Raw genomic sequence first — 25,342 nt, 5'->3', positions numbered from 1 at the left:
GGTTAGAATAGATAGGAAGTCGCACACAGAAAAGGCGAGACGAATAGAAAAGAAAAAAGAGAATAAGTTAAGATAGAAGGAGAATAGATATGAGTAAATTAAAAGCAGTCATCCTTGCAGCAGGAAAAGGAACCCGAATGAAATCCGACCTTCCAAAGGTCGTTCATACCATTGATGGAAAATGCCTGGTGGATTATGCAATTGAGGCAGCAAAGGGAGCAGGAGCTGATGAAGTATGTCTGGTTGTCGGATATAAGAGCGATGTGGTAAAGGAAAGCATCCAGAATAAAGATGTTGCATTTGTCATGCAGGAAGAACAGTTAGGAACCGGTCATGCCGTAAAATGCGCAAAAGATTTTATGGGAGAAGACGGACAGACTATGATTTTGTTCGGAGATACTCCGCTTATCACCGCAAAGACATTAAAGAACCTTGCGGATTACCAAAAGGAAAAAGGAAATACCGTCACCGTGTTATCGGCGATGATGGAAGACCCAACCGGGTACGGAAGAATTATCCGTGATGAAAAAGGAAATTTTGTCAAAAGTGTGGAACACAAAGATGCAAATGAGAAAGAGTTAGCATCCCACGAGGTGAATTCTGGAATGTATGTTTTTGACACAAAGGAATTAAAAGAAGCATTAGAAAAAATCACACCAAATAATGCACAGGGAGAATATTATCTTCCAGACACGCTCACCATTATCAAAGAAAAAGGTCTCCGTGTGGATGCCTATGCATTAGATAATCCAGAAGACATCACCGGAGTCAATGATCAGGAACAGTTGAAGGCTGCGACTGAAATTATTCACGCAAGAAAAGCACAGTAAAAAACATAATGAACTCAAACTTCGCACATTTTATTTGAGATAATGAAATAGGAGGAATACCATGTTTTTAATCGTTGGATTAGGAAATCCAGGAAAACAATACGAGCATACACGCCACAACGTCGGATTTGATTGTCTGGACGCACTGGCAGATCAATATAACATCAGCATTTGTGAAAAAAAACACAAAGCACTTGTCGGAAAAGGAGTCATCGAGGGAGTGAAAGTGGTACTGGCAAAACCACAGACCTTTATGAACTTAAGCGGGGAAAGCGTGGCAGAGCTTGTCAATTACTACAAACTTAACCCGGAAGATGAGATGATAGTGATTTTTGACGATATCAGTCTTGCACCGGGGAACCTTCGCATCCGCAAAAAAGGAAGCGCAGGCGGTCACAACGGAATCAAAAATATTATCGCCATGACCGGAACACAGAACTTTATGCGTATTAAAGTCGGGGTCGGCGAAAAACCAAAAGGCTGGGATTTGGCAGACCATGTGTTAGGTCATTTTAATAAAGAAGATCAGGCTAAGGTAGAAGATGCCATAAAGGATGCAATCTGTGCAGCCGGCATGATGGTTCAAGGGGAAGTGGACCGCGCCATGAATGATTTTAACAGTAAAAAGCAGGAGGCTTAAGTGAAAGCATTTACCGAGTCCCTAAGCGGTTTAAGGGAATTTGAGGAACTGGAACAACAACTGAAAAAAGAAAAGGGAATCATCCAGGTTTCAGGCTGTATCGATGCACAAAAGGCGCATTTTATCAGCAGCATCAACAATGGAAAAGGGAACCGGATTATCGTAACGTTTCAGGAACAGCGCGCCAAAGAACTTTTGGAGGAGTACGCATTTTTTGACAAAAATGTTGCATATTATCCGGCAAAAGATATTCTTTTTTATCAGTCCGATATTCGCGGAAATGTGTTGACAGCAGAGCGTATTCAGGCACTAAAACGTATTGCAGAGGAAAAAGACTGCACCATTATCACGACGTTTGACGGTCTGATGAATCCTATGCCACAGCCCGAACGTTTTATCCAGTCTGTAAAACGGATTGCAGTTGGCGACACACTGGATTTGGAAGCGATGGTAAAGAGCCTGGTGGAACTTGGCTACGAGAAAAATTACCAGGCAGAGTCGATGGGACAATTTTCGGTGCGTGGTGGAATCCTGGATATTTTTTCGCTTACGGAGGACAATCCATTCCGAATTGAACTGTGGGGAGATGAGGTGGATTCCATCCGTTCTTTTGATCCGGAAAGCCAGCGCTCCATTGAAAATTTAGAGGAAGTGCATATCTATCCGGCATGCGAGCTTGTGCTAACCGAGGCGGAAAAACAAGCCGGTATTGAGAAATTGAAAAAAGAAGCGAAGCAGGTTTCCGAAAAACTTCGAAAAAAGATGAAAACCGAGGAAGCGCACCGCGCGATGCAGGTGGCAGAACAGGTTGCAGAAGAGATTGGAGAATTTGGAATCGTTGCCGGAGCGGATGCATTTCTTTCCTATTTTGTGGAGGAACGGGTTTCGCTGCTCGACTATTTTTCAAAGGAGAATACCATCCTCTTTTTGGATGAGACCAATCGTAGTATCGAGCGCGGAATTGCAACGGAGACCGAATTTTTGGACAGCATGAAGCAGCGCCTGGAAAAAGGGTACATTCTTCCGGGACAGATGAAAGAGCTGATTCCATATAAGGAGATTCTGGGAAAAATTGAAAACCAGCGGTGTGTTGCGCTTGCAACGCTTGACTTAAAGTGCAATTACCTTGAGATTACGGAACACTTAAACATCCAGACTAAGACGGTAAACCCTTATAATAACAGTTTTGAACTTCTCGTGAAGGATTTGGTACGTTATAAAAAGAATGGATATCGTGTGATTTTACTTTCGGGTTCGAGAACCAGAGCGAAACGTCTTGCAGAAGATTTGATGGCAGAAGGTTTAAACGCTTTTTACACCGAAGATTTTGAACATGAGGTAAAACCGGGCGAAATCATGACGGGATATGGGAAACTGAAAAAGGGATATGAGTATCCGATGATTCAGTTTGTTGTCATCTCAGAGAGTGATATTTTTGGTGGAGAAAAGAAAAAGAAGAAACATCGCAAAGCCTATGAGGGAGAGCGAATCGCAAGTTTTACGGACCTTAATGTTGGAGATTACGTGGTTCATGAGAATCACGGACTCGGCATTTACCGTGGAATCGAGAAAATTGAGGTCGACAAAACGGTAAAAGATTACATTAAGATTGAATATGCAAACAGTGGAACGCTATATATTCTGGCAACACAGCTGGAGTTATTGCAAAAGTACGCCGGAGCAGATGCCAAAAAGCCAAAGCTGAACAAATTAGGAAGCCAGGATTGGAGCAAAACGAAGAGCAAGGTGCGTGGTGCGGTAAAAGACATCGCAAAAGACCTTGTCAGTTTGTATGCCACAAGGCAGCAGGAAGAAGGATTTGCGTTTAGCCCGGATACCGTCTGGCAAAACGAATTTGAGGAGATGTTCCCGTTTGAGGAGACGGAAGACCAGGAGGCAGCCATCGCGGACACCAAGCGTGATATGGAAAGCAAAAAAATCATGGATCGTCTTATCTGTGGTGACGTAGGATATGGAAAAACCGAAATTGCAATCCGTGCAGCGTTCAAGGCAGTTCAGGATGGCAAACAGGTAGTCTTTTTATGTCCGACAACCATCTTGGCACAGCAGCATTACAGTACCTTTGTGCAGCGAATGAAGGATTTCCCGATTCATATCGATTTGCTTTGCCGTTTCCGCACACCGGCGGAGCAGAAAAAGACGATGGAGGGTGTCAAGAAAGGACAGATTGATATCCTGATTGGAACCCACCGCGTACTTTCGAAGGATATTGTATTCAAAGATTTAGGGTTACTCATCATTGATGAGGAACAACGTTTCGGTGTGGGACATAAAGAAAAGATTAAGCAGTTAAAAACAAACATTGATGTTTTGACGCTAACGGCAACCCCGATTCCAAGAACGCTTCACATGAGCCTGATTGGAATCCGTGACATGAGTGTATTAGAAGAACCGCCAATGGACCGGATTCCGATTCAGACCTATGTGATGGAATATAACGAGGAGCTTGTGCGGGAAGCGGTTTCAAGAGAACTGGCAAGAGGCGGTCAGGTGTATTACGTGTTTAACCGTGTCAAGGAGATTGAGGACGTGGCGCATCGTTTATCGGAGCTGATTCCAGAGGCAAATGTCGCATTTGCACATGGGCAGATGAAAGAACACGAGCTGGAAAAAATTATGTACCAGTTTATCAACGGTGAGATTGATGTGCTGGTTTCAACAACGATTATCGAGACCGGTCTGGATATTTCAAATGTCAACACGATTTTGATACAGGATGCAGACAATCTGGGACTGTCCCAGCTTTATCAGCTAAGAGGACGAGTCGGAAGAAGCAGCCGGACCGCATACGCTTTTTTGATGTATAAGCGGGATAAAATGTTAAAAGAGGTTGCAGAAAAACGACTTGCCGCCATCAAAGAATATACAGAACTGGGCAGTGGATTCAAGATTGCAATGCGGGATTTGGAAATCCGTGGTGCCGGGAATCTGCTTGGTGCAAAACAGCATGGGCATATGGAGGCGGTCGGTTATGACCTGTACTGTAAAATGCTCAACGAGGCGGTAAAAGAGGCGAAAGGTATTCCGGTGGAAGAAAGCTTTGATACGTCGATTGATATCGATATTGATGCCTATATTCCGATGACGTACATTCCAAATGAGTTCCAGAAACTGGATATTTACAAGAGAATTGCGGATATTGAAACACAGGAAGAGTCCGAAGAGATGCTAGAGGAATTGATGGATCGTTTTGGAGATCTTCCGAAATCCGTCGAAAACCTGCTTTTCATTGCCAAAATAAAAACAATGGCACACTGGGTCTTTTTCACGGAAATTGCGCAGAAAAACAATACCTTAAAGTTTACCTTATATGAAAAAGCAAAGATAAATCCGGCAAAGATTCCAGACTTTGTGGCTGCCTATGATGGCAGGATGACATTTGCAATGGACAAGAAGGCACCATATTTTACCTATCAGCTAAAGGCAAACAGCAGGGATAAGAAGGTAAATATCAAAGAATTGCTGGAAAAAATTTTACAGGATGCGAGGGTGCTTCTGGAAACACCCAACGACGTATGTAGTTGATTTGGCGTAAGGAAAACAGCGGCGTATGCCCTGTGAAAATTGTATGAAAAATATTGCGGCATAGCCCAAAAAGCACTATAATATAAAAAGTGACTGTCCTAAGCCATAAATGGCATTGTTGAAATAAGAGGACAGATGGAATCGCAACAAAAGAGAAGATTCCAGAGAATGGAGGATATCAATGAAGACCAAGAGAATTGCTGCATTACTTTTATGCGGAGCATTGCTTACAACCGGCCTGACCGGATGCGACAGCGTGAAAAAAGACGCAGTGGTAGCGACATTAGATGGAAAAGATATTACGTTAGGAGTTGCAAATTTTGCAGCCAGATTTACACAGGCAAAATATGATGATTTTTATGTGGCATATTTTGGGGAAGATGTATGGTCTTCTGATTTATATAACAGTGGAAGCACAACACAGGACAGCCTCAAAGAGAACATCATTAAGACGGTAGAAGACCTTTACATTTTACAGAATCACATGGATGATTACGGTGTTTCCCTGACGGATGATGAGACAGCTGCCATCAAAGAAGCTGCAGAAACCTTTATGTCAGACAACACAAAGGATGCGTTAGACCAACTTGGCGCAACCGAGGAGATTGTAGAGGAATACTTAACCTTAAATACGATTCAGAGTAAAATGTATGATGCGATTGTTGCAGATGCAGATACCAATGTCAGTGATGAGGATGCCAACATGAGAGGTTACAGTTATGTTGAGATTCCAAATCAGAGCCACACGGATGATTCCGGTCAGTCTGTGGATTATACCGACGACGAAAAAGCACTGTTAGAGAAGAATTCCGAAGCATTGGCAGAAGCATGTAAGGAAGATTTTGATGGCGCAATCACCAATGCCGGATATACGGTAAGTACCGGAACTTATGCAAAAGATGATGATAAGCTTCCAGATGCGGTTGTGGCAGCCTTAGATAAACTTAAGGAAGGCGAAGTTTCAGACCTTGTCACTGCGGAAAGCTCCTATTACATTCTTCGTCTGGATACAGACTGTGACGAGGAGGCAACCGAGACACACAGACAGGAGATTATCAAACAGCGTCAGCAGGATTTGTATGACAGCGTTCTTTCCGGCTGGGAAGACGATGCAAAATGGGAATTAAAAGAAAAAGTATGGGCAACCGTACAGTTTGATAATTTATTCACAACCAAGGTTGATGATACAGAGACAGCAGAGCCAACCGAAGCTGCAACACAGACCGAGCAGGCAACGGAGTCTGTGACAGAGGGAACAGAGACAGTAAACGAAGGCACTGAGACGACAGAAACACTCGAATAAGAACAAAAAAGAAGCATACAATAGACAAAAGAGGTTCCAAAAACATAACCATTTTATGGAAATGCAATGTTTTTCAAAGAACCTCTTTTTTTTTGTCGAAAAATATGTTATTCTTTAAAATAATGTAGACTATTGCGGTAAATGACGCAGACAGTCCACAGGAACTTGAAAATAGACAACAATTTGAAATACGAGGAATGAAAGCCGATGAAGAAGGACAATATAGTATTAATAGGAATGCCAGGCGTAGGAAAGAGTACAGTAGGCGTAATATTAGCGAAAGTCTTAGGCTATCAGTTCGTAGATGCTGACTTAGTAATTCAGGAAGAAGAAGGGAAACTGCTTCATGAGATTATCACAGAAGTGGGAACCGATGGATTTATAGAGGTAGAGAACCGTGTGAATGCAAGCCTTGCAGTGGAACATGCGGTGGTTGCAACCGGAGGAAGTGTGGTATATGGACAGGAGGCAATGGAACATTTGAAGTCCATTGGAACCGTTGTTTACTTAGAACTTCCATTTGAGGAATTAGAGAAAAGACTGCGCGACATCAAAGGAAGAGGCGTGGTTTTGCGCGATGGACAGACGCTGCATGATTTGTATGAGGAGCGCGTCCCGCTCTATGAAAAATACGCAGATGTAACAGTCTGTGAATTTGGATTGAATGTAGAACAAACGATTGATTCTCTGGTGAAGAAGTTACAGGCATAATTTTTTTATGTAATAGGAAATTTTGTTCGAGGACGAATTCAGTCGGAATCATGAAAGTAACAAAAAAAAGAAAAACGAATAAGATATACGAGAGACAATGGAACGAATTGGAAGCCGTAGTAGAAGAAGAACAGCTTGACAAACGTAGTAAAAAGTTACTATAATTATATGTTTGTATAAGTTTGTTCATAGAGGTGTGATATGGAACAGTATGTAATCAAAGGTGGTAATCCATTGGTTGGTGAAGTAGAGATTGGCGGAGCAAAAAATGCTGCTTTGGCAATTCTTTCTGCTGCAATCATGACAGATGAAACCGTTTTAATAGAGAATTTACCAAATGTTAGGGACATCAATGTCCTTTTGAATGCAATCAAGGAAATCGGTGCGAAGGTGGACCGAATTGATGCGCATACCGTGAAAATCAACGGTTCTTTTATCCGTGATTTGAACGTTGACAATGAATTTATCCGTAAAATCAGAGCGTCTTATTATCTGATTGGTGCGTTATTAGGAAAATATAAGAGAGCAGAGGTTGCTCTTCCAGGTGGCTGTAACATTGGCAGCCGCCCGATTGACTTGCACTTAAAAGGTTTCCAGGCAATGGGAGCGCAGGTCGACATCCAGCATGGTCTTGTCATGGCACAGGCAGAGAAGTTAGTTGGAACTCACATTTACTTAGACAAAGTATCCGTAGGTGCGACAATCAACATTATGATGGCATCTGCTATGGCGGAAGGAAAGACTGTAATTGAAAATGCGGCAAGAGAGCCACACGTGGTTGATGTTGCAAACTTTTTAAACAGCATGGGTGCGAATATCAAAGGAGCCGGAACCGATGTAATCCGTATTGTCGGTGTTGAAAAGCTTCACAAGACAGAGTACTCCATTATCCCGGATCAGATTGAAGCCGGTACTTTCATGTTTGCCGCAGCAGCAACAAAAGGTGATGTGACAGTTAAGAATGTCATTCCAAAGCATTTAGAGGCTACCACAGCAAAATTATTAGAGATTGGCTGTGAGGTAGAAGAGTTTGATGATGCGGTACGTGTTGTCGCTTCCAAACCTTTGACACATACCCAGGTAACGACACTTCCATACCCAGGTTTCCCAACAGATATGCAGCCACAGATGGCAGTTGTTCTTGGTATTGCATCTGGAACAAGTACTGTGACAGAGAGCATCTTTGAGAATCGTTTCAAGTATGTAGATGAATTGACCAGAATGGGTGCCAACATCAAAGTAGAGAGCAATATCGCGATTATCGGTGGAGTAGAGCGCTACACAGGTGCGCGTGTAAATGCACCGGATCTTCGTGCAGGAGCAGCACTTGTCATTGCAGGACTCGCTGCGGACGGCATCACAGTGGTAGATGATATTTATTACATTGAACGTGGTTACGAAGAATTTGAAAAGAAATTAGCATCACTTGGTGCACAGATTGAGAAAGTAAGCACAGAGAAAGAGATTCAGAAATTTACGTTACAGGTTTCATAAAGACAAAAAGTCTTATAGAAACGGGGTGTATTTTTCGGAATCAAGTGTCTCGTTAAAGTGCATATAATTTTTAAACAGGACGTATTTTATGAAAAAAGAGTGCCTTAAGAATTTCATTTCTTAAGACACTCTTTTCAGTTATACATAGAAAATTACTATAAAAGAGCCTGAATATGTAAATCGCCTGCGGTTGACAAATTGATACAGCTATTATCGTTAAGCTGAACCATCGGTCTGGACAGATTCTGTTTGTTCAAAAATACGATGTTGGCACTCTGACCATTGCTAAGCAGAACGCGCTGGCTCTGATAGGTATTTGCAATGCGTTCCAGGAAAGTGAGAACATATTTTGGCATATATTTTGATAATCCATCTTTTTCAAAATTCTCAATGACCTGGAATGGACAAAGCGGTGCACGATAGGAACGTGCAGCAGTCATTGCATCATAGACATCGGCAATCGCCACAATCATAGCATAATTATCAATTTCATTTGTAGTCAGATGTCCTGGATATCCGGAACCATCGCAGCGTTCATGATGCATCAGGGCAGCGTTTTTAATATGAGAATCCAGTGGAAGATCTTTTAACAAATCGTAGCTGAACTGTGGGTGCTTTTTCACAAGGGTAAATTCATCATCCGTGTACTTGCCGGGTTTGTTTAAGATAGCATCCGGGATTTTTAACTTTCCAATGTCATGGTAAAGCCCGCAGAGTGTGATGACATCCTGGGTCTTTCTATCAACTTTCAGCCATTTTCCAAAAATTCTGCAAATCAGTGCCACATTTAAGCAATGTGCATAGGTACTGTCGTTGACAGAGCGCATGTTGTGCAGCATGTCAAATAAGTCTATGGTTGTCCGGCAGGATTGATATAGTGTGATGGTTTCCTCTAAAAGCTGTTCAGAAGGTAATGGAATCCCTTTGTCTACATAATTCTCAAAAGCCTCATGTACATGTTGAATCATGACACTGTAATCAATCTGGAAAGCCTGAAATTTTTTCGAACTTCTGATTTTCTGGGAATAAGAGGAATCGGAAGCGTTTGTCTTTGGGGTCGTAGGTTCTTCGCTGTTTTCTTCTTCGACAATCGCAACAGATTCGATGTTGTAGAATCCCATATGTAGAATTAACTGTTTGGTAAGGACGGTGCCTGATTTGGCAATAAGCTGTCCTCCTCTTGTTTTCACGGTCTCAGCAAGAATCATGCCGGGTTCTAAATCTTTGTTTGCAATATTTTTCATTCTTATCCCCCATTTTTCGAAAACTTCTAATATAAGTATAAAATCATCGAAAAATAAAGTCAATAAGAATATGGGTAAAAGGTATTGACAGATGGAAAAATAGGGTGTACCCTACAAAGGTAGATTTGAAAATTCAATATTGTGAAATTTCTCTTATTCAGAGTGATGGAGATACATAGGATCTGTGAAGTCACGGCAACCCCTCTACGGAAGGTGCCTACCTGAGCGAGTAATGCTGTTAATTCAGTTCGAACAATAAGAGGATTTGATTATCTAACATCGTATCAATTCCGCTTGTTCTTCGACAGGCGGTTTTTTAGTGGCAAAAATTGTGGAAATTGCGCGCATAACAATTTTTCCAGAGGAACGGCTTTTCGAAAACAGGCTAGTCAAAGTTTACATAGGAGAGTATAGAATGGAAAAATTATTATTTACCTCAGAGTCCGTAACAGAAGGACATCCAGACAAAATGTGTGATGCAATTTCCGATGCCATCTTAGATGCATGTATGGAACAGGACCCAATGAGCCGTGTCGCATGTGAGACAACAAGCTGTACCGGATTTGTTTTGGTAACTGGTGAAATTACAACAAAGGCACAGTTAGATATTCCTTCCATCGTGCGTAATACCGTAAATGAAATCGGATACAACGATGCAAAGACCGGATTTGATGGTCATACCTGCGCAGTTATGGTTGCATTAGACCAGCAGTCTGCAGATATCGCAATGGGTGTTGATAAAGCATTAGAGGCAAGAGAAGGTGCATTAGAAGATGATCTTGATACCGGTGCCGGTGATCAGGGTATGATGTTTGGATATGCAACAAACGAGACAGAAGAATATATGCCATATCCAATTTCACTTGCTCATAAGTTAGCATTACAGTTAACAAAAGTAAGAAAAGATGGTACATTAAGCTATTTAAGACCAGATGGAAAAACTCAGGTTTCTGTTGAATATGATGAAGCTGGAAAGCCAAAGAGATTAGAGGCAGTTGTTTTATCCACACAGCATGACGAGGAAGTGACACAGGAACAGATTCACGAAGATATCAAGAAATATGTCTTTGATCCGGTTCTTCCAAAAGAATTAGTAGATGACGCAACCAAATTCTTCATCAACCCAACCGGACGTTTTGTTATCGGTGGACCTCACGGAGATGCAGGTTTAACCGGACGTAAGATTATCGTAGATACTTACGGTGGAATGGCTCGTCACGGCGGCGGAGCTTTCTCTGGAAAAGACTGCACAAAGGTAGACCGTTCCGCAGCTTACGCAGCACGTTACGTTGCGAAGAACTTAGTTGCAGCAGGTCTTGCAGACAAATGTGAGATTCAGTTATCTTACGCAATCGGTGTTGCACAGCCAACTTCTATCATGGTAGATACGTTCGGAACCGGAAAACTTTCCGATGAAAAATTAGTAGAAATCGTTCGTGAAAACTTTGATCTTCGTCCAGCAGGAATCATCAAGATGCTCGACTTAAGAAGACCAATCTACCGTCCAACAGCAGCATACGGACATTTCGGACGTAACGACTTAAATCTTCCATGGGAAGCATTAAATAAAGTAGACGATTTGAAGAAATACTTATAAAAAGTAAATACCGGAAATGGCAATAAAGAAGCAGGATGAATCCGTTTTGATTTGAGCGGGGGCATCCTGTTTTTTGCGTTATAAGAAAAAGAAGTCATAAAAGCATTTGTATTTATATTCATCTTTTAGTATAATTATACTTATAGCTAATGAAATTCTGTAAAGTAATTTTTTACGGAAATAATGTCTCTTAATTAATCAAGTATGAATAAGTATGGAGGTAATGCAATGGATTTTGTAAATTTTATTCGTTCCCTTAACGAAACAAATCGAAAAATGGTATATCATGTATTAGCGGAGAATCGTTCTTTTACAGATAATGAATGGAATGATATTTTGCAGGACATTTGTAGATTTAGAGAAAAATTAAATGTTGCCGATGAAATTCAAAATTTACTAACTTATTTAGAGCCTGATGAAAAGAACACCTTCGAAAACATTATTCGTGATAATACAAATTCACCAATTCTTGACAAAATCTATTCTTTTGAAGATGTGCAATCTTTGGATACGGGTATTGTTAAATCGGTTCTAGAATTATTTGATGTAAAAGATTTAGCTGTTGCATGTATGGGAACCTCGCCTCAGAACAAGAAATTTATTTTTACTACATTAAATAATGGCGATTTAGAATCTGCCGTTCTTAGCCATAATCCTATGCCTCTGGCAGAAGTCGAGGATATGCAACAAAAAATATTGGCGCAAATTAATGCTGCTTTGTAAAGCGGATAATGGTAATATCTGAATAAAAAAGAAAACAGGGTTTGTCAGTAAAAGTTGAACTGATGAACCCTGTTTTCGTTAATTTTATAAAATCTTTAGATATTTTTAGATAAAATAAATGGGAATGGAAATGATTCATGATATAATGAGTGTAAGTGAGTCAACATGCTCGCAGCATTAAGGAATAACAAAATTATTGAGTGATGAGATAAATACATAAAGGAAAGTGTGGGATATATGAAGTTTAAGACGAAATTAATCATATCATTTTGCATTATTATTTTCGTCCCGATTGTTTTGGCTGGTTTTACGATTGTGGGATTCCAACAGATACAGATGCGTACAATCCGCCAGACTTACGGGGTGGATACGGATGGATATAATTATTTTGGCAATTCACTTCAACTTCTGAACCGGTATACGAAGGATGACTATGAGAGTTTACTTAAAGTTTCCAAAGAAGAACCTCAGAAGTTTGAAGATGAAGATTATCTGGATTCCATGAACGAGAAACTGGAATCGAAATATTCTTATCTTGTGGTACGTGAAGCAAAAGAGTTAACGTATATCGGTTCGGATTATGATGCGTCCCTTCTTACAAAACTTCCAGAATTTGGGGCTGGGGATGAGAGTTCCGATTTGAATTCTGGTGTATACATGGACGGGGATAAGCAGATTTTAATCAAACAGATTGACTTTTATTGCAAGGATGGCAATGAGTGTTCCGTTTTCCTTATTACAAAAGTTGAGGAAATGGTTCCAGAAGTAAAAAATCTTGTGATTGATGCCTTTGCTTCGATTGTCTTGATTCTGGTTTTAACGGCAGCAATGCTTACAATATGGATTTACAGAAGCCTGATTACTCCGGTCAAAAAATTGCAGGTTGCAACACAGAACATCAAAGAAGGAAATCTTGATTTTGTGATTGAGGTGGACAGCGATGATGAGATTGGAGAGCTGTGTCATAACTTTGAAGAGATGAGACAGCGCCTGAAAGATAACGCCGAGGAAAAAGTTTCGAACGAACGTGAGAACAGAGCTTTGATTAGCAATATTGCGCACGACCTTAAGACACCAATCACCGCGGTAAAAGGATATGCGGAAGGTCTCATGGACGGTGTTGCGGATACACCTGAGAAGCGGGATAAATACGTTCGAACCATCTATAACAAAGCAAATGAGATGGATACGCTGATAAATGAACTGACACTCTATTCGAAGATTGATACGAACCGTATTCCTTACAATTTTGCAAAAATAAATGTCACAGACTACTTTAATGATTGTATCGAAGAGATTGGATTGGATTTAGAGGCAAAAAATATTGGACTTGCCTATTTTAACTATACGGACGAGAATACCGTGATCATTGCGGACCCGGAGCAGCTTAGAAGGGTCATTCACAATATTATTGGAAATTCTGTGAAATATCTTGACAAACAAAAGGGTTTCATCAATATTAGAATAAAAGATGTTGGGGATTTTATCCAGGTTGAAATTGAGGACAATGGACAAGGAATTGCGGCAAAGGATTTGCCATATATTTTCAATCGCTTCTATCGCGCAGATGCTTCTAGAAATTCTGCAACCGGTGGAAGTGGAATCGGTTTGTCAATTGTAAAGAAAATTATAGAAGATCATGGTGGCAAAATATGGGCAACCAGCAAGGAATCGATTGGAACGGTCATGTATTTTGTTATTCGCAAATATCAGGAGGTACCAAATGAGTAAGATTTTGATTGTAGAAGATGAAGAAGCAATTGCAGATTTAGAGAAAGATTATTTAGAACTGAGTGGATTTGAGGTTGAGATTGAAAATACGGGTGACCGTGGACTAGCCAGAGCGTTGTCAGAAGATTTCGATATGTTCATCCTGGATTTGATGCTGCCTGGAATCGATGGATTTGAGATTTGCAAAAGAATCCGTGAACAGAAAAATACACCGATTTTAATGGTGTCAGCAAAGAAAGATGACATTGATAAAATCAGAGGACTTGGTTTAGGTGCGGATGATTATATTACGAAACCGTTTTCGCCGAGTGAACTTGTCGCAAGGGTGAAGGCTCATCTTGCCCGTTATGAGCGCCTGATTGGCAGTAATGAAGTGAAAAATGACATCATTGAGATTCGTGGAATCAAGATTGACAAGACAGCAAGAAGAGTCTGGGTTAATGAGGAAGAAAAACAGTTTACAACAAAAGAATTCGACCTTTTAACCTTCCTCGCAGAAAATCCAAACCATGTGTTTACCAAGGAAGAATTGTTCCGTGAAATCTGGGATATGGAGTCCATTGGAGATATCGCAACCGTAACGGTTCATATCAAAAAGATTCGTGAGAAGGTTGAGATGAATACCAATAAACCTCAATATATTGAGACAATCTGGGGGGTAGGATACAGATTTAAATTGTAACAGTATAATAAGCAAAGATGCTGCGCAGCCGTGCAGCATCTTTCTTTTATGTAATAGGAACGAACAAATATTTCGAAACGGAATACGACACAATATAAAAAGAGGAGAACAGATATGAAGTTAGAGGCAGGAAGACCAAAAGAAGAGACAGGACGTTTGGAAAAGGAAATCAGAACCTATGATTTGTTAGACAAACTTGGGATTTTTTATGAAAGGGTGGACCATGAGGCGGCGATGACGATGGAAGCCTGTAAGGAAATCGATGAAGTGCTTGCACCAGCGGTGATTTGCAAAAATCTGTTCCTGTGCAACAGCCAGAAAACAAGGTTTTATCTTTTGATGATAAGAGATGACAAGAAGTTTAAGACGAAGGAGATTTCACCTCAGATTCCAAGCCCGAGATTATCTTTTGCCCCGGAAGAATATATGGAAAAATTTTTGGATATCACGCCGGGTTCGGTCAGTGTACTAGGTTTGATGAATGATAAAGAACATCAGGTAAAGCTTTTGGTAGATGAAGATGTGCTAAAAAGCGAATATTTAGGATGCCATCCTTGTATCAATACATCAAGTCTTCGAATGAAGGTAGAGGATGTTTTTGGAACCTTTTTAAAAGAGATTGAACATGATTATATGGTTGTGAAGGTATCCTAAAGTACAAAAAAGAAACCATTGGGTCATGGCGTAAATTGTGGTATAATGAATTTTAGTAAGTGTTTTATGTACGATTATGCATAAAAAGCATCCGAAGGCGGGAGCAATAGCAAGATGGAAGAACGGTTGAAGAAACAAATGGAGTTTGCACTTGAAATTGATAAAGAGAAAAATATTTTTCGACAGACCCATTTATCGAATCACGGAAGAAATGAAAATGATGCAGAACATGCATGGCATATGGCAATCATGGCGTACTTGTTAAAAGAATATTCAAATGAAGAGATTGATATTACCAGAACGATGATTATGTGCCTGATTCATGATGTTGTTGAAATTGATGCAGGTGATACCTACGCCTATGACACAGAGGGAAAGAAGACACAAAAGGCAAGAGAGGATGCTGCAAAGGAACGGCTTTATTCGATTCTTCCAGAAGACCAGAAAAAAGAGCTGATGGGAATTTTTGATGAATTCGAGGAAAATAAGACGCCGGAGGCAAAGTTTGCACATGCAATGGATAACCTCCAGCCATTAATGTTAAACAACAGCAATGGCGGTGCGGATTGGAGAGAACACGGAGTTTCTTCCGAACAGGTTTATGGACGACAGGGAAGAACCAAAGAAGGTTCCGAAAAATTATTTGAGTTGACCGATCAAATAATCCAGGAAAACATCAAAAAGGGAAACATTAAGGAAAGTAATAGTAAGGAAAGTACAGATTAAAGTAGGAAAAAGTATGAATTTAGAATACCTATACGAAGATGATGTAATATGCGTGGTAAAAAAGCCAGCCGGTGTTGCAACCCAGACAAAGCGGTTAGGGCAGGCAGATATGGAGAGCCTTCTTAAAAATGCCAGAGCGGGAAAAGGAGAGCCTCCCTATATTGGTGTCGTGCATCGGTTAGACCAGCCGGTTTCCGGTGTGATGGTATTTGCAAAGACAAAAGAGGCAGCAGCAGCTTTAAACAGACAGATTGCAACAAAGGCAGCCGATAAGTTTTATTATGCAGTGACGGATGGTGTTCCAGAGGAGCGAAAGGCAACGTTAGAAGATTACCTTATTCGGGATGGGAAAACCAATACGTCGAAGGTTGTACCAAAGTCAACGCCGGATGCAAAGCGCGCAGAGTTAGCGTATGAAGTGTTAGAGCAGAATGGAAAGCAGGCACTTCTTCGAATTAAACTTGAAACAGGACGGCATCATCAGATTCGTGTTCAGCTTGCGCATGCAGGCTTTCCCATTGTGGGTGACAGAAAGTATAATTTTAAAGAAAATATGCAGCATTTTTCAAATGAATTATGTCTTTGTTCCTATAAAATATCGTTTCGACACCCCAGGACAAAGAAGAAAATGGATTTTGAAATTGACAACCCATTTCGTTTGACATAGTATTAGAGATAGTGAAAAAGAATGAAGGAGTTACAAAATGGCTAAGGATAAGAAATTAGTAGAAGCAATTACATCCATGGAGGATGATTTTGCGCAGTGGTATACCGATGTCGTAAAAAAGGCAGAGTTAATTGACTACTCATCTGTAAAAGGATGTATGATTATAAAACCGGCAGGTTATGCAATTTGGGAAAATATCCAGCATGAACTTGACAGAAGATTTAAAGAGACAGGCGTAGAGAATGTTTATATGCCTTTATTTATTCCAGAGAGTCTTTTGGAAAAAGAGAAAGACCATGTTGAAGGTTTTGCACCGGAAGTAGCATGGGTTACTTATGGTGGATTGAATCCATTGCCAGAACGTCTTTGTGTCAGACCAACTTCTGAGACATTGTTCTGTGATTTTTACAAGAACCTGATTCAGTCTTACCGTGATTTGCCAAAGGTTTATAACCAGTGGTGTAACGTTGTAAGATGGGAGAAAGAGACACGTCCATTCTTACGTTCCAGAGAGTTCTTGTGGCAGGAAGGCCATACTGCACATGCAACAGCAGAGGAAGCAAAAGAGAGAACCATCCAGATGCTCAATCTTTATGCAGATTTCTGTGAGGAAGTACTTGCAATGCCGGTTGTCCGCGGACAAAAGACAGAGAAAGAAAAATTTGCAGGTGCTGAGGCAACCTACACAATCGAAGCATTGATGCACGATGGAAAAGCATTACAGTCCGGTACCAGCCATAACTTTGGGGATGGATTCGCAAAAGCATTTGGTATCCAGTATACAGATAAGGAAAATAAATTACAGTATGTACACCAGACTTCCTGGGGTATGACAACACGTCTGATTGGTGCTATCATCATGGTTCATGGAGATGATTCCGGTCTTGTGTTACCACCAAGAATCGCACCGGTACAGGCAATGGTAATTCCAATCATGCAGCATAAAGAGGGTGTGTTAGACAAAGCGCAGGAAGTATGTGACCGTCTTGGAAAAGTCTGCCGTGCCAAATTAGACAGCTCCGATAAGAGTCCAGGCTGGAAATTCTCAGAACAGGAGATGCGTGGTATTCCGGTTCGTATCGAATTAGGACCAAAGGATATCGAAGCAAATAAATGCGTGGTAGTGCGCCGTGATACAAGAGAGAAGATTGAAGTATCTTTAGATGAGTTAGAGACAAAGGTTCCAGAACTTTTAGAGCAGATTCAAAAAGATATGTATGAACGTGCAAAAGCACATCGTGATTCTCATATCTGGGATGCACACAATTATGAAGAGATGAAAGATATCGCAGAGAACAAACCAGGATTTATCCGTGGTATGTGGTGCGAGAATCAGGCATGTGAAGATAAAATTAAAGAGGATCTTGCAGTAACATCACGTTGTATGCCATTTGAAGATCAGGAAAAGATTTCGGATGTCTGTGTCTGCTGTGGAAAACCGGCACACAAATTAGTATATTGGGGAAAAGCATACTAAGAGAAAAACATACGAAAGAAAACCGTTGCAAGACAGGGGATTTTACGAGGAAAAGTTATGATAGAAAAGTATTATAATGGCGTTATTGAGCAGGTATCAGGCCAGGTGGGGAAGCTGGAGGAAAACTACCTGTTAGTCAGATATAACAATGATTTTTCAATTTGGGATTTGGAAAGCGTCAGTCGTGAACAAGGACGGCAGGACGTTTTCTTTTCCTGTCATGAATTTAATCATGAAGAGATTGCAGGTGGATATGAACCGTTTTTGGAGATTATCTGCAAGATGTTCCGAAAATATGGAACAGGAAGTTTTTCCTCGTTCATGGAAGAATGTGAAGTCTATAAACTGCACCGGTCAGCGCTGTTAAGCTACTATGAGACAGGTGTATGCGTCCGGGAAGAACTGATTTTGCTAGGAGAAGTGGAATATGAGCAGTCACGGATGGCGCAGGCAATTGTCACGATGTTGTTGCGCCTTGCCGAAATCCATCCAATTATGATTGTAGTTAACAGATTCCAGCTTGCCAGCAGGAGCAGTATGATTCTTCTGTCAAAACTTCTTTCCAGAAAAACCAAGAATATTGGTATTGTCATTGGTGTCAGTGATGAGCAGTCCATGCCAGAGTTTTTGATTCCGGTATGGGATACGATTTTTGAAAAATTAGATGACGGCAGCAGAGTCTATCATATCGGCAATATGCAGAAGAAAACACAGGGTGCTGTCAGTGAAGAAAAGTCGTTTGAAGTCAGCAGTGAGCAGGAGAATGTAAAAATTAAAAACCTGATTGAGCTGTTGGATTTTGAACAGGCAGCCTATTTGCTGGGACAGTGGGAGCGTAGAATCAAACTGGATAATTTTACGATTTCAGATGAAATCATTTTCCAGCTCTGGAAGGAGTATGCCTATGTTTCCATCATGACAAGGGATATGGCGAAAGCATTAGAGGTGTGCGAGGATATCCAAAAGCTTCAGATTCCGGGAAAAGAAGCGCAAAAGAAGTATGAATATTGTTTTCTTGCTGCAACCGCATATATGTATTTAGGCAGACTGCCACAGGCATTTAAGCTTGCGCATAGGGGAATGGAGATTGCAAGGGAAAATGACAATGCCTATTGGCTGTTTCATGCAAAATTATTGGAAATCCAGATTCAGATGTCCGGCTGGTGTAATATTTTCTTTTGTGCACAGGATTTAGTTGTAGATGAGAAATTGTTAGAGGAGCTGGAAGAACGCCATTATGAGAATCATCTTGCAAATATATATATTTATGCGAATGATAACAAACCGGAAGTTGTTGCAAAGGCGTATGAATCGGAAGAACTTTTACAATACTTTAGCAAAGGGGTATCGCTTGCCAAGAAAATTGGAAACGAGCAATTGATTTCGAACGCCTATCAGAAAAATATCATGATTGCATCCACGAATGGAATGTACGAAATTTCGATTTTGTATTCGGTAAGAACCTATGAGGCATTGAAAGAGAAAAACTCTGTGGACGGTGCAAGAATTTTTTCCGGTGTTGCGTATAATCTTTGTGCAATGGGACAGAATGAAAATGCACAAAAATATTACGACAAAGCGATTCGGATGTTTTATGAACTGAAAAGCTCAGAGGATATTGCAGAGGTGCAGTATAACATGTCGTTAAACTGTATTATGCAGGGAAATTATCAGGCTGCACAGCACTATCTTCTTCTATGCATGAAAGCAATCGAGAAGCTTCACCTGAACAGCCTGCGTGTTTGCAACCTTTCTAAGTTATATGGATTGCTGGCACTGGTTGGCATTTTACAGAAAAATCAATTTGACTGTGAGCGTTACCTTTACAATTGCCGTCAGTTCTTAAATTATGTATTTGAAAAAGAGAATATGCAAAATGATATCGGAATCATACATGATTATGCAAAATGTGATGATGATATGTTTCTTTATACATTTTCAACTGCTTTGTTATCGATGCATAATGGCAACTTAGAACAGGCATTTGAACAGTTTGAGATTGCTGAGGTATATCTGAAACGTGCCGAGGGAAACCAGTTCTTTAGCTATGCGCTGTTTCGCCAGAAACGAATGGAGTGTATGAAGGCACTCGGAAAGATGGAATTATATGAGCGTGAACATAAAGATTTGGAAAACTTTGAGAAAACACGTAAAGAGCGTTATCAGGAAAATACATTTGCAATATTGAAAGATATGGTAAAAGATGTTGCAGAACCTGCCAAATGCGAATGCATCTCAGAAGAGAAAATAGAGACATTATTAAAGACAGAAAGTATTATAAAAGCATACAAGACCAAAAAAGGCCAATTGGATTTTATCTCGACCTGGCAGAAAATCATTGATGTGACAGGGCAGACGTCGCAGGAGCTTGTGGAAGAAGGCATGAAGATGTTTCGAAACCACTTTAGTGTTGATAAGGGGGTATATATCCGTTACGCAGAGCGTGTCCCACATGTGCTTTATAATGATACTGAGCGTGAAATGACAACAGAAATGATTGCTGTCATTGAAAAGGCGATGAAAAAATACACAAGAGGATTTGCCGTATCCAAAATCAGCAGTAACTATACCGAGCATTTGGATGTTATCTCATTGTTTGATGAGGATGATGTCTGCTCCATGGTGGCAATTCCATTTTTTAATAACTCACAGATTGATACCATTTTTATTACGTTTGTGCAGATGAAGGACAACTGGCATTCCTCTGTGAACCGATATATGCTGGATGATGATGACCTTTCTATCTATCAGCTGCTATGGCGCGAAGTGCGCTATTCCCTGAACCGTCTTGATGCGTATGACAAGATTTTTGAGATGAATAAAAAATTGTATTTATCAGCTGTTACTGATCAGCTCACGGGAATCTACAACAGAGAGGGGTTTTATCAGAATGTAGCAAAAATCCTAGATAAGATTCATTCTGGGAAAATGAGTGCAAGTGTTAGTCTGATGTTTGTCGATTTGGATAACTTTAAACATTATAACGATACGTTTGGGCATGATATTGGGGATTTGATTTTAAAATCTATGGCAGAGATTTTTCGGGGTTTTTGCGTGGAAGAAGGATTTGTCTGCCGTTATGGCGGGGATGAGTTCATTCTGGTCTTTGACACAGCGGACAAGCAGTTTTTAGAGGACACCGCAAAGAAAATCTATCAATGTATTGAAAAGACCAATGGTTTTGAAAAAGAGATTGCAAAGAAACTGGGTCATGCGGTGGAAATTGATGAGAGATATAAGATTTCCTGTTCCATTGGAATCAGCACATCCGAGCAGATTCAGGAAGAGGAAGACATTAATAATTTGATTAAAGAAGCGGATGAACTGCTCTATTGCATTAAATCATCCACAAAAGGAACTTATCGAATATGAAAATAGTTTTACCGGAACATGTGAAAAAAATTATTGATACCCTGATGGCACATGGGTTTGAGGCGTATGCAGTTGGTGGATGTGTCAGGGATACCATGCTAGGAAGACAGCCACAAGACTGGGATATCACGACCTCAGCGAAACCGGAAGAGGTCAAGAAACTTTTTTTACATACCATTGACACCGGAATCCAGCATGGGACAGTTACCATCTTATTAGACCATATCGGCTATGAGGTGACAACGTACCGGATTGACGGTGAGTATGAGGATGCCAGACATCCCAAAGAGGTTCTGTTTACCTCAAATCTACTGGAAGATCTAAAACGAAGAGATTTTACCATCAATGCGATGGCGTATAATGATGTGGCAGGACTTGTAGATGCATTTGACGGGGAGGGCGATTTGAAGCGGGGAATCGTGCGATGTGTTGGTAATGCAACGGAGCGCTTTACCGAGGATGCGCTTCGGATGCTTCGTGCAGTCCGCTTTTGTGCACAGCTTGGTTTTACGATGGAAGCGTCGACCAAAGATGCAATCCGGCAGCTTGCCCCCAATATCGCGAAAATCAGCGCAGAGCGTATCCAGGTGGAGCTGGTAAAACTTTTGGTGTCCCCTCATCCAGAGGAGATAAGAAGTGCCTATGAGACTGGGCTTACCAAAGTTTTCCTGCCAGAGTTTGATAGGATGATGGAGACGAAGCAGCAGAATAAGCATCATAAGTTTACGGTGGGAGAACATACCATTGCAGCGTTGCAGCAGATTCCGGCAGACAAGGTGCTTCGTTTGACGATGCTGTTTCATGATGTCGCAAAGCCGGTATGCCTGACAACGGATGAGAATGGATGTGACCAGTTTTACGGACATCCGAAAAAGGGAGCGCAGATGGCAAAAAGCATTATGCGCCGCCTGAAGTTCGATAACGAGACGACGGATGCAGTGGTGCGGCTGGTGACCTGCCATGACGATAATCCGGTTTTGGATGAAAAAGAAATCCGTTATGCAATTTTTCGAAATGGAGAGGCGCAGTATCCGAATCTTTTTGCAGTAAAGAGAGCGGACATTGCGGCACAAAGCGACTACCACCGCGAAGAGAAAAATAATTATGTAAACCAATACGAAAAAATCTACCACGAAATTTTAGAGAAAAAGCAATGTTTGTCCTTAAAAAGCCTTGCGCTTACCGGAAAAGATTTGATTCAGGCTGGCATGACACCGGGAAAGGAATTAGGCGAGATGTTACAGTTCCTGTTGCAGCAGGTGTTAGAGCATCCAGAATGGAATCAAAAGGATACGTTGTTAGAACTCTATCAAAAACAAAAAAGAAGTTAGGTATGAAACAACACCCCGACACATAAGATGAATTGACACGGCAAGAGACCGTAGATGAGTCATGTGGAGGGGTTTTTGTGTATAATCGACCAGAACAGGTATTAGAACTTTACGACTTAGAGATAAAATCCATAGCAAGAGGGCGCAGGGCATACATCTGCGAGACAAACTGTGGAACCAAGATTTTAAAAGAGTATAAGGGCTCGATGGAACGGGCTGAATTTTTGGCGGAGATTCTTGATTTTTTAAAAGCGCATCAACTGAGGGTGGAGACCATTGTGCGGACCAAGGAAGATGAACCGGCTGCCAAGGATAACGACGACACAAAATACATGCTTTGTGGTACGTTTGAGGGGGTGGAGTGTGATACAAAAAACAGGGATCATATTTTAGCCGGAGCAAGAGAGCTTGCAAGGCTGCACCTTGTATCGAGGGAGTATCAGGGGGATATCCCGGAATTTGTAAAGTCAGAGCCGGATGCAATGTTATGGCTCTATGAAAAACATAACCGCGAGCTGAATAAAGTAAAAAATTATATCCGTACCAAGAAGAAAAAGAATGAATTCGAGGTTCGGTTCATGGAACAATACCATTATTTTATGGAAAAGGCAAAAGAGGTGACGGATCTTTTGGCGATGCAAAAGTTAGATGCGGGTCTGGTCGGTTTTTGTCACGGCGATTATAACCAGCACAATCTTTTGTTTGAAAAGTCAGAGGCTGCAATTGTGAGGTTTGACGCCTTTTCTTATCAGGTGCAGATGGCGGACCTTGCGAATTTTATGCGGAAAATGCTAGAGAAACAGAATTGGAACTGCGGTCTCGCACTGGATATGATAAGAGCGTATGACAAAGAGCGAAAATTAGGTGAGGAGGAAATCCGGCTCCTTTATCTTTACCTTGCTTATCCAGAAAAATTCTGGAAAATTGCAAACCATTACTACAATTCACACAAGGCATGGCTTTCCGGCAGAGACATTGAAAAGCTTGGAAAGGTGGTCGAACAGGAAAAGGCAAGGAGTGAATTTTTAGAGATGCTGTTTCGCCTTGCAAAGGTCATGGAGTGAAACTTAAGTTTTTACATACAAGATTTTTATATTAGTATGAGGATGAATATGATATAATATAATGAGTGTAAGTGAATAAACATGCTTGCATGATTGACGAACGACGAAATTATTGAGTGATGAAATCACGTGAGGAAGTGCAAATGAGAAAATACAGTTTGACAGGGATAGTGGTCATTTTAATGCTTTTTGTAGTTGGATGCGGAGGCTCGAAACGTCCAGAGTATGTGATGGGACAGCATTATTATACCGGAGAATCCCAGGAAGAAGTCACAGAAACAGCGACAGAGGAAGTAGAGGGAGAAGAGGATACGCAGGAGGCAGAGTCGGAGACGATTCCCGATAATCTGTATCTGATTATGAAAAATGATATGGAGACAGAGATGTTGATTTTAAAACAACTGTCGACCGGAAAACAATATATGTATTACTATTCGTTTGGAACAAAATTTCTAGATAAGTATGCGAATCACACATCCGTCGTCAACTTTGATGTCGGAAGAGCAGTGAAAATCGGACAAAAGGATGCGCAGGGAAAACTGGATGCGATTCAGATTTCCGATGACGTCTGGGAATATGATGACGTGTCCAAATATGCGATAGATTTAGACTATAATATGTTTACGTATGCAGGAGATAAATACCGGTATGATAGCAGCCTTTTGGTAAACTCAGACGACACAATTTTAGATATCGCGGATTTGAACCAGAAGGACACGCTGCGTGTGATTGGCGTTGGCAAGAAACTGCTTTCGCTTACCGTTACAACCGGGCATGGCACACTGTCACTTGTGAATACAGAACTTTTTGAGGGAAGTTATATTCAGATTGGAACGAAAATCTTTTCCGAGATTACACCTGATATGCAGATGGAACTTGCGGAGGGAACTTATACAGTTACGGTTGCAAACGATGGATATGGCGGAAGCACCGACATCACGGTAGAGCGTGGGCAGACGGTGACGCTAGATCTGGATACCTTAAAAGGGGAAGGTCCGAAATACTGTAATGTGGCGTTTGTGATTGCAGGCGACGGCGCAAGCCTTATGGTAGATGGGCAGAATGTTGATTTTTCCCAGACCGTATCGTTGAAATACGGAGTACATTCTATCATTGTGAATGTGCCAGGATATGATACCTGGAGTAAATATCTTTATGTGAACTCATCGGAGGCAACCATTGTGATTGACCCGACTGAATCTGATAGCAGTTCTGACACATCATCTGACAGCGGCTCGACAGACAGCACAATGTCACAGGGTAATTCAACTACAAATAGTAATGCATCGTCGAATACCGGAATTGGTGACAGTGGAACCATTCGGGAGAGCCTTGGAACCGGAACCTCCAGTGGAACATCTTCTGGCAGCAGCACAAGCAGTAGCAGCGGTACAGGCAGCAGCAGTAGCAATAGTAGCAGCAGCTCAAGCAGTAATACAGACTACTTAAGTACGTTATCGCAATTGCTGTCCTCCTTTACGAATTCAAATTCACAATAACAGGCAAAAAGTGGCTGATTTCAGGCAAAAGAAAGAACCGTGGACTTTTAC

At 41.1% G+C, this 25,342-nt stretch carries 19 protein-coding genes and 1 riboswitch; of the genes, 18 read left to right on the top strand and 1 reads right to left on the bottom strand.

Features of this window, described 5'->3' with window-relative positions:
* Positions 1-89 precede the first annotated feature (89 nt).
* The 6 genes from BIV16_RS11270 (at position 90) to BIV16_RS11245 (ending at position 8,524) form a co-directional block, all read left to right on the top strand.
* Complete coding sequence (locus tag BIV16_RS11270; protein ID WP_075680902.1) at positions 90-830, top strand: sugar phosphate nucleotidyltransferase; 741 nt, start codon at positions 90-92, stop codon at positions 828-830.
* A gap of 61 nt (positions 831-891) precedes the next feature.
* Complete coding sequence (pth, locus tag BIV16_RS11265; RefSeq protein WP_075680900.1) at positions 892-1,470, top strand: aminoacyl-tRNA hydrolase; 579 nt, start codon at positions 892-894, stop codon at positions 1,468-1,470.
* Positions 1,471-5,016, top strand: coding sequence for a transcription-repair coupling factor (gene mfd / locus BIV16_RS11260; RefSeq protein ID WP_075680898.1), 3,546 nt, complete (start codon positions 1,471-1,473; stop codon positions 5,014-5,016).
* A 181-nt stretch (positions 5,017-5,197) separates the two neighbouring features.
* Entirely contained in the window at positions 5,198-6,319 is a 1,122-nt protein-coding gene (locus BIV16_RS11255) for a peptidyl-prolyl cis-trans isomerase (RefSeq protein ID WP_075680896.1), read from the top strand.
* 207 nt (positions 6,320-6,526) lie between these two features.
* Positions 6,527-7,030: a shikimate kinase gene (locus BIV16_RS11250; protein ID WP_075680894.1), complete on the top strand. Its 504-nt coding sequence runs from the start codon at positions 6,527-6,529 to the stop codon at positions 7,028-7,030.
* A 201-nt stretch (positions 7,031-7,231) separates the two neighbouring features.
* Positions 7,232-8,524, top strand: a complete 1,293-nt coding sequence (locus BIV16_RS11245) for a UDP-N-acetylglucosamine 1-carboxyvinyltransferase (protein ID WP_075680892.1) — start codon at positions 7,232-7,234, stop codon at positions 8,522-8,524.
* A gap of 155 nt (positions 8,525-8,679) precedes the next feature.
* On the opposite strand, the gene BIV16_RS11240 is transcribed toward BIV16_RS11245, so the two are convergent.
* Entirely contained in the window at positions 8,680-9,768 is a 1,089-nt protein-coding gene (locus BIV16_RS11240; RefSeq protein ID WP_075680890.1) for an HD-GYP domain-containing protein, read from the bottom strand.
* A 150-nt stretch (positions 9,769-9,918) separates the two neighbouring features.
* A riboswitch (SAM riboswitch) is annotated at positions 9,919-10,030 on the top strand.
* A gap of 153 nt (positions 10,031-10,183) precedes the next feature.
* Between BIV16_RS11240 and metK the strand changes: the two genes are divergently transcribed.
* From metK to BIV16_RS11180, 12 genes are all read left to right on the top strand, one after another.
* Entirely contained in the window at positions 10,184-11,365 is a 1,182-nt protein-coding gene (gene metK / locus BIV16_RS11235) for a methionine adenosyltransferase (RefSeq protein WP_075680888.1), read from the top strand.
* Between the two features lie 228 nt (positions 11,366-11,593).
* On the top strand, positions 11,594-12,088 hold the full coding sequence (locus BIV16_RS11230) for a FliG C-terminal domain-containing protein (RefSeq protein ID WP_075680886.1): 495 nt from the start codon (positions 11,594-11,596) through the stop codon (positions 12,086-12,088).
* Between the two features lie 237 nt (positions 12,089-12,325).
* Entirely contained in the window at positions 12,326-13,819 is a 1,494-nt protein-coding gene (locus tag BIV16_RS11225) for a sensor histidine kinase (protein WP_075680884.1), read from the top strand.
* On the top strand, positions 13,812-14,501 hold the full coding sequence (locus BIV16_RS11220) for a response regulator transcription factor (RefSeq protein WP_075680882.1): 690 nt from the start codon (positions 13,812-13,814) through the stop codon (positions 14,499-14,501). Before BIV16_RS11225 ends, BIV16_RS11220 begins: the two co-directional genes overlap by 8 nt.
* A 114-nt stretch (positions 14,502-14,615) precedes the next feature.
* On the top strand, positions 14,616-15,155 hold the full coding sequence (locus tag BIV16_RS11215; RefSeq protein WP_075680880.1) for a prolyl-tRNA synthetase associated domain-containing protein: 540 nt from the start codon (positions 14,616-14,618) through the stop codon (positions 15,153-15,155).
* 114 nt (positions 15,156-15,269) lie between these two features.
* Positions 15,270-15,881 (top strand): HD domain-containing protein, encoded by a 612-nt coding sequence (locus tag BIV16_RS11210; RefSeq protein WP_075680878.1) that lies wholly within the window; start codon positions 15,270-15,272, stop codon positions 15,879-15,881.
* A 13-nt stretch (positions 15,882-15,894) separates the two neighbouring features.
* A complete protein-coding gene (locus BIV16_RS11205) occupies positions 15,895-16,548 on the top strand; it encodes an RluA family pseudouridine synthase (protein ID WP_075680876.1) in 654 nt (217 codons plus the stop codon).
* A gap of 37 nt (positions 16,549-16,585) precedes the next feature.
* Positions 16,586-18,025 carry a proline--tRNA ligase gene (proS, locus tag BIV16_RS11200; protein WP_075680873.1) on the top strand — a complete coding sequence of 480 codons (1,440 nt, stop codon included), beginning with the start codon at positions 16,586-16,588 and terminating at the stop codon, positions 18,023-18,025.
* Positions 18,026-18,082: 57 nt separating this feature from the next.
* Positions 18,083-21,397 carry a tetratricopeptide repeat-containing diguanylate cyclase gene (locus BIV16_RS11195; protein WP_075680871.1) on the top strand — a complete coding sequence of 1,105 codons (3,315 nt, stop codon included), beginning with the start codon at positions 18,083-18,085 and terminating at the stop codon, positions 21,395-21,397.
* Entirely contained in the window at positions 21,394-22,728 is a 1,335-nt protein-coding gene (locus BIV16_RS11190; RefSeq protein ID WP_075680869.1) for a CCA tRNA nucleotidyltransferase, read from the top strand. Before BIV16_RS11195 ends, BIV16_RS11190 begins: the two co-directional genes overlap by 4 nt.
* Positions 22,729-22,805: 77 nt before the next feature.
* On the top strand, positions 22,806-23,792 hold the full coding sequence (locus BIV16_RS11185; RefSeq protein ID WP_242940392.1) for a CotS family spore coat protein: 987 nt from the start codon (positions 22,806-22,808) through the stop codon (positions 23,790-23,792).
* A gap of 143 nt (positions 23,793-23,935) precedes the next feature.
* Entirely contained in the window at positions 23,936-25,291 is a 1,356-nt protein-coding gene (locus BIV16_RS11180; protein WP_075680867.1) for a hypothetical protein, read from the top strand.
* Positions 25,292-25,342 lie beyond the last annotated feature (51 nt).

The sequence above is a fragment of the Roseburia sp. 831b genome, assembly GCF_001940165.2.
Lineage (GTDB): Bacteria > Bacillota > Clostridia > Lachnospirales > Lachnospiraceae > Roseburia.
Note: the sequence above shows the minus strand (reverse complement) of the source record. Positions and strands in the feature narration are given on the sequence as shown.

Bases quoted from the DNA above. Each gene is read 5' to 3' on its own strand.
- BIV16_RS11240 (WP_075680890.1), bottom strand. From the start codon at position 9,768: ATGAAAAATATTGCAAACAAAGATTTAGAACCCGGCATGATTCTTGCT.
- BIV16_RS11225 (WP_075680884.1), top strand. From the start codon at position 12,326: ATGAAGTTTAAGACGAAATTAATCATATCATTTTGCATTATTATTTTC.
- BIV16_RS11210 (WP_075680878.1), top strand. From the start codon at position 15,270: ATGGAAGAACGGTTGAAGAAACAAATGGAGTTTGCACTTGAAATTGAT.
- BIV16_RS11215 (WP_075680880.1), top strand. From the start codon at position 14,616: ATGAAGTTAGAGGCAGGAAGACCAAAAGAAGAGACAGGACGTTTGGAA.
- BIV16_RS11195 (WP_075680871.1), top strand. From the start codon at position 18,083: ATGATAGAAAAGTATTATAATGGCGTTATTGAGCAGGTATCAGGCCAG.
- proS (WP_075680873.1), top strand. From the start codon at position 16,586: ATGGCTAAGGATAAGAAATTAGTAGAAGCAATTACATCCATGGAGGAT.
- BIV16_RS11190 (WP_075680869.1), top strand. From the start codon at position 21,394: ATGAAAATAGTTTTACCGGAACATGTGAAAAAAATTATTGATACCCTG.
- BIV16_RS11220 (WP_075680882.1), top strand. From the start codon at position 13,812: ATGAGTAAGATTTTGATTGTAGAAGATGAAGAAGCAATTGCAGATTTA.
- BIV16_RS11255 (WP_075680896.1), top strand. From the start codon at position 5,198: ATGAAGACCAAGAGAATTGCTGCATTACTTTTATGCGGAGCATTGCTT.
- BIV16_RS11270 (WP_075680902.1), top strand. From the start codon at position 90: ATGAGTAAATTAAAAGCAGTCATCCTTGCAGCAGGAAAAGGAACCCGA.
- pth (WP_075680900.1), top strand. From the start codon at position 892: ATGTTTTTAATCGTTGGATTAGGAAATCCAGGAAAACAATACGAGCAT.
- BIV16_RS11245 (WP_075680892.1), top strand. From the start codon at position 7,232: ATGGAACAGTATGTAATCAAAGGTGGTAATCCATTGGTTGGTGAAGTA.
- BIV16_RS11180 (WP_075680867.1), top strand. From the start codon at position 23,936: ATGAGAAAATACAGTTTGACAGGGATAGTGGTCATTTTAATGCTTTTT.
- BIV16_RS11230 (WP_075680886.1), top strand. From the start codon at position 11,594: ATGGATTTTGTAAATTTTATTCGTTCCCTTAACGAAACAAATCGAAAA.
- BIV16_RS11250 (WP_075680894.1), top strand. From the start codon at position 6,527: ATGAAGAAGGACAATATAGTATTAATAGGAATGCCAGGCGTAGGAAAG.
- BIV16_RS11205 (WP_075680876.1), top strand. From the start codon at position 15,895: ATGAATTTAGAATACCTATACGAAGATGATGTAATATGCGTGGTAAAA.
- metK (WP_075680888.1), top strand. From the start codon at position 10,184: ATGGAAAAATTATTATTTACCTCAGAGTCCGTAACAGAAGGACATCCA.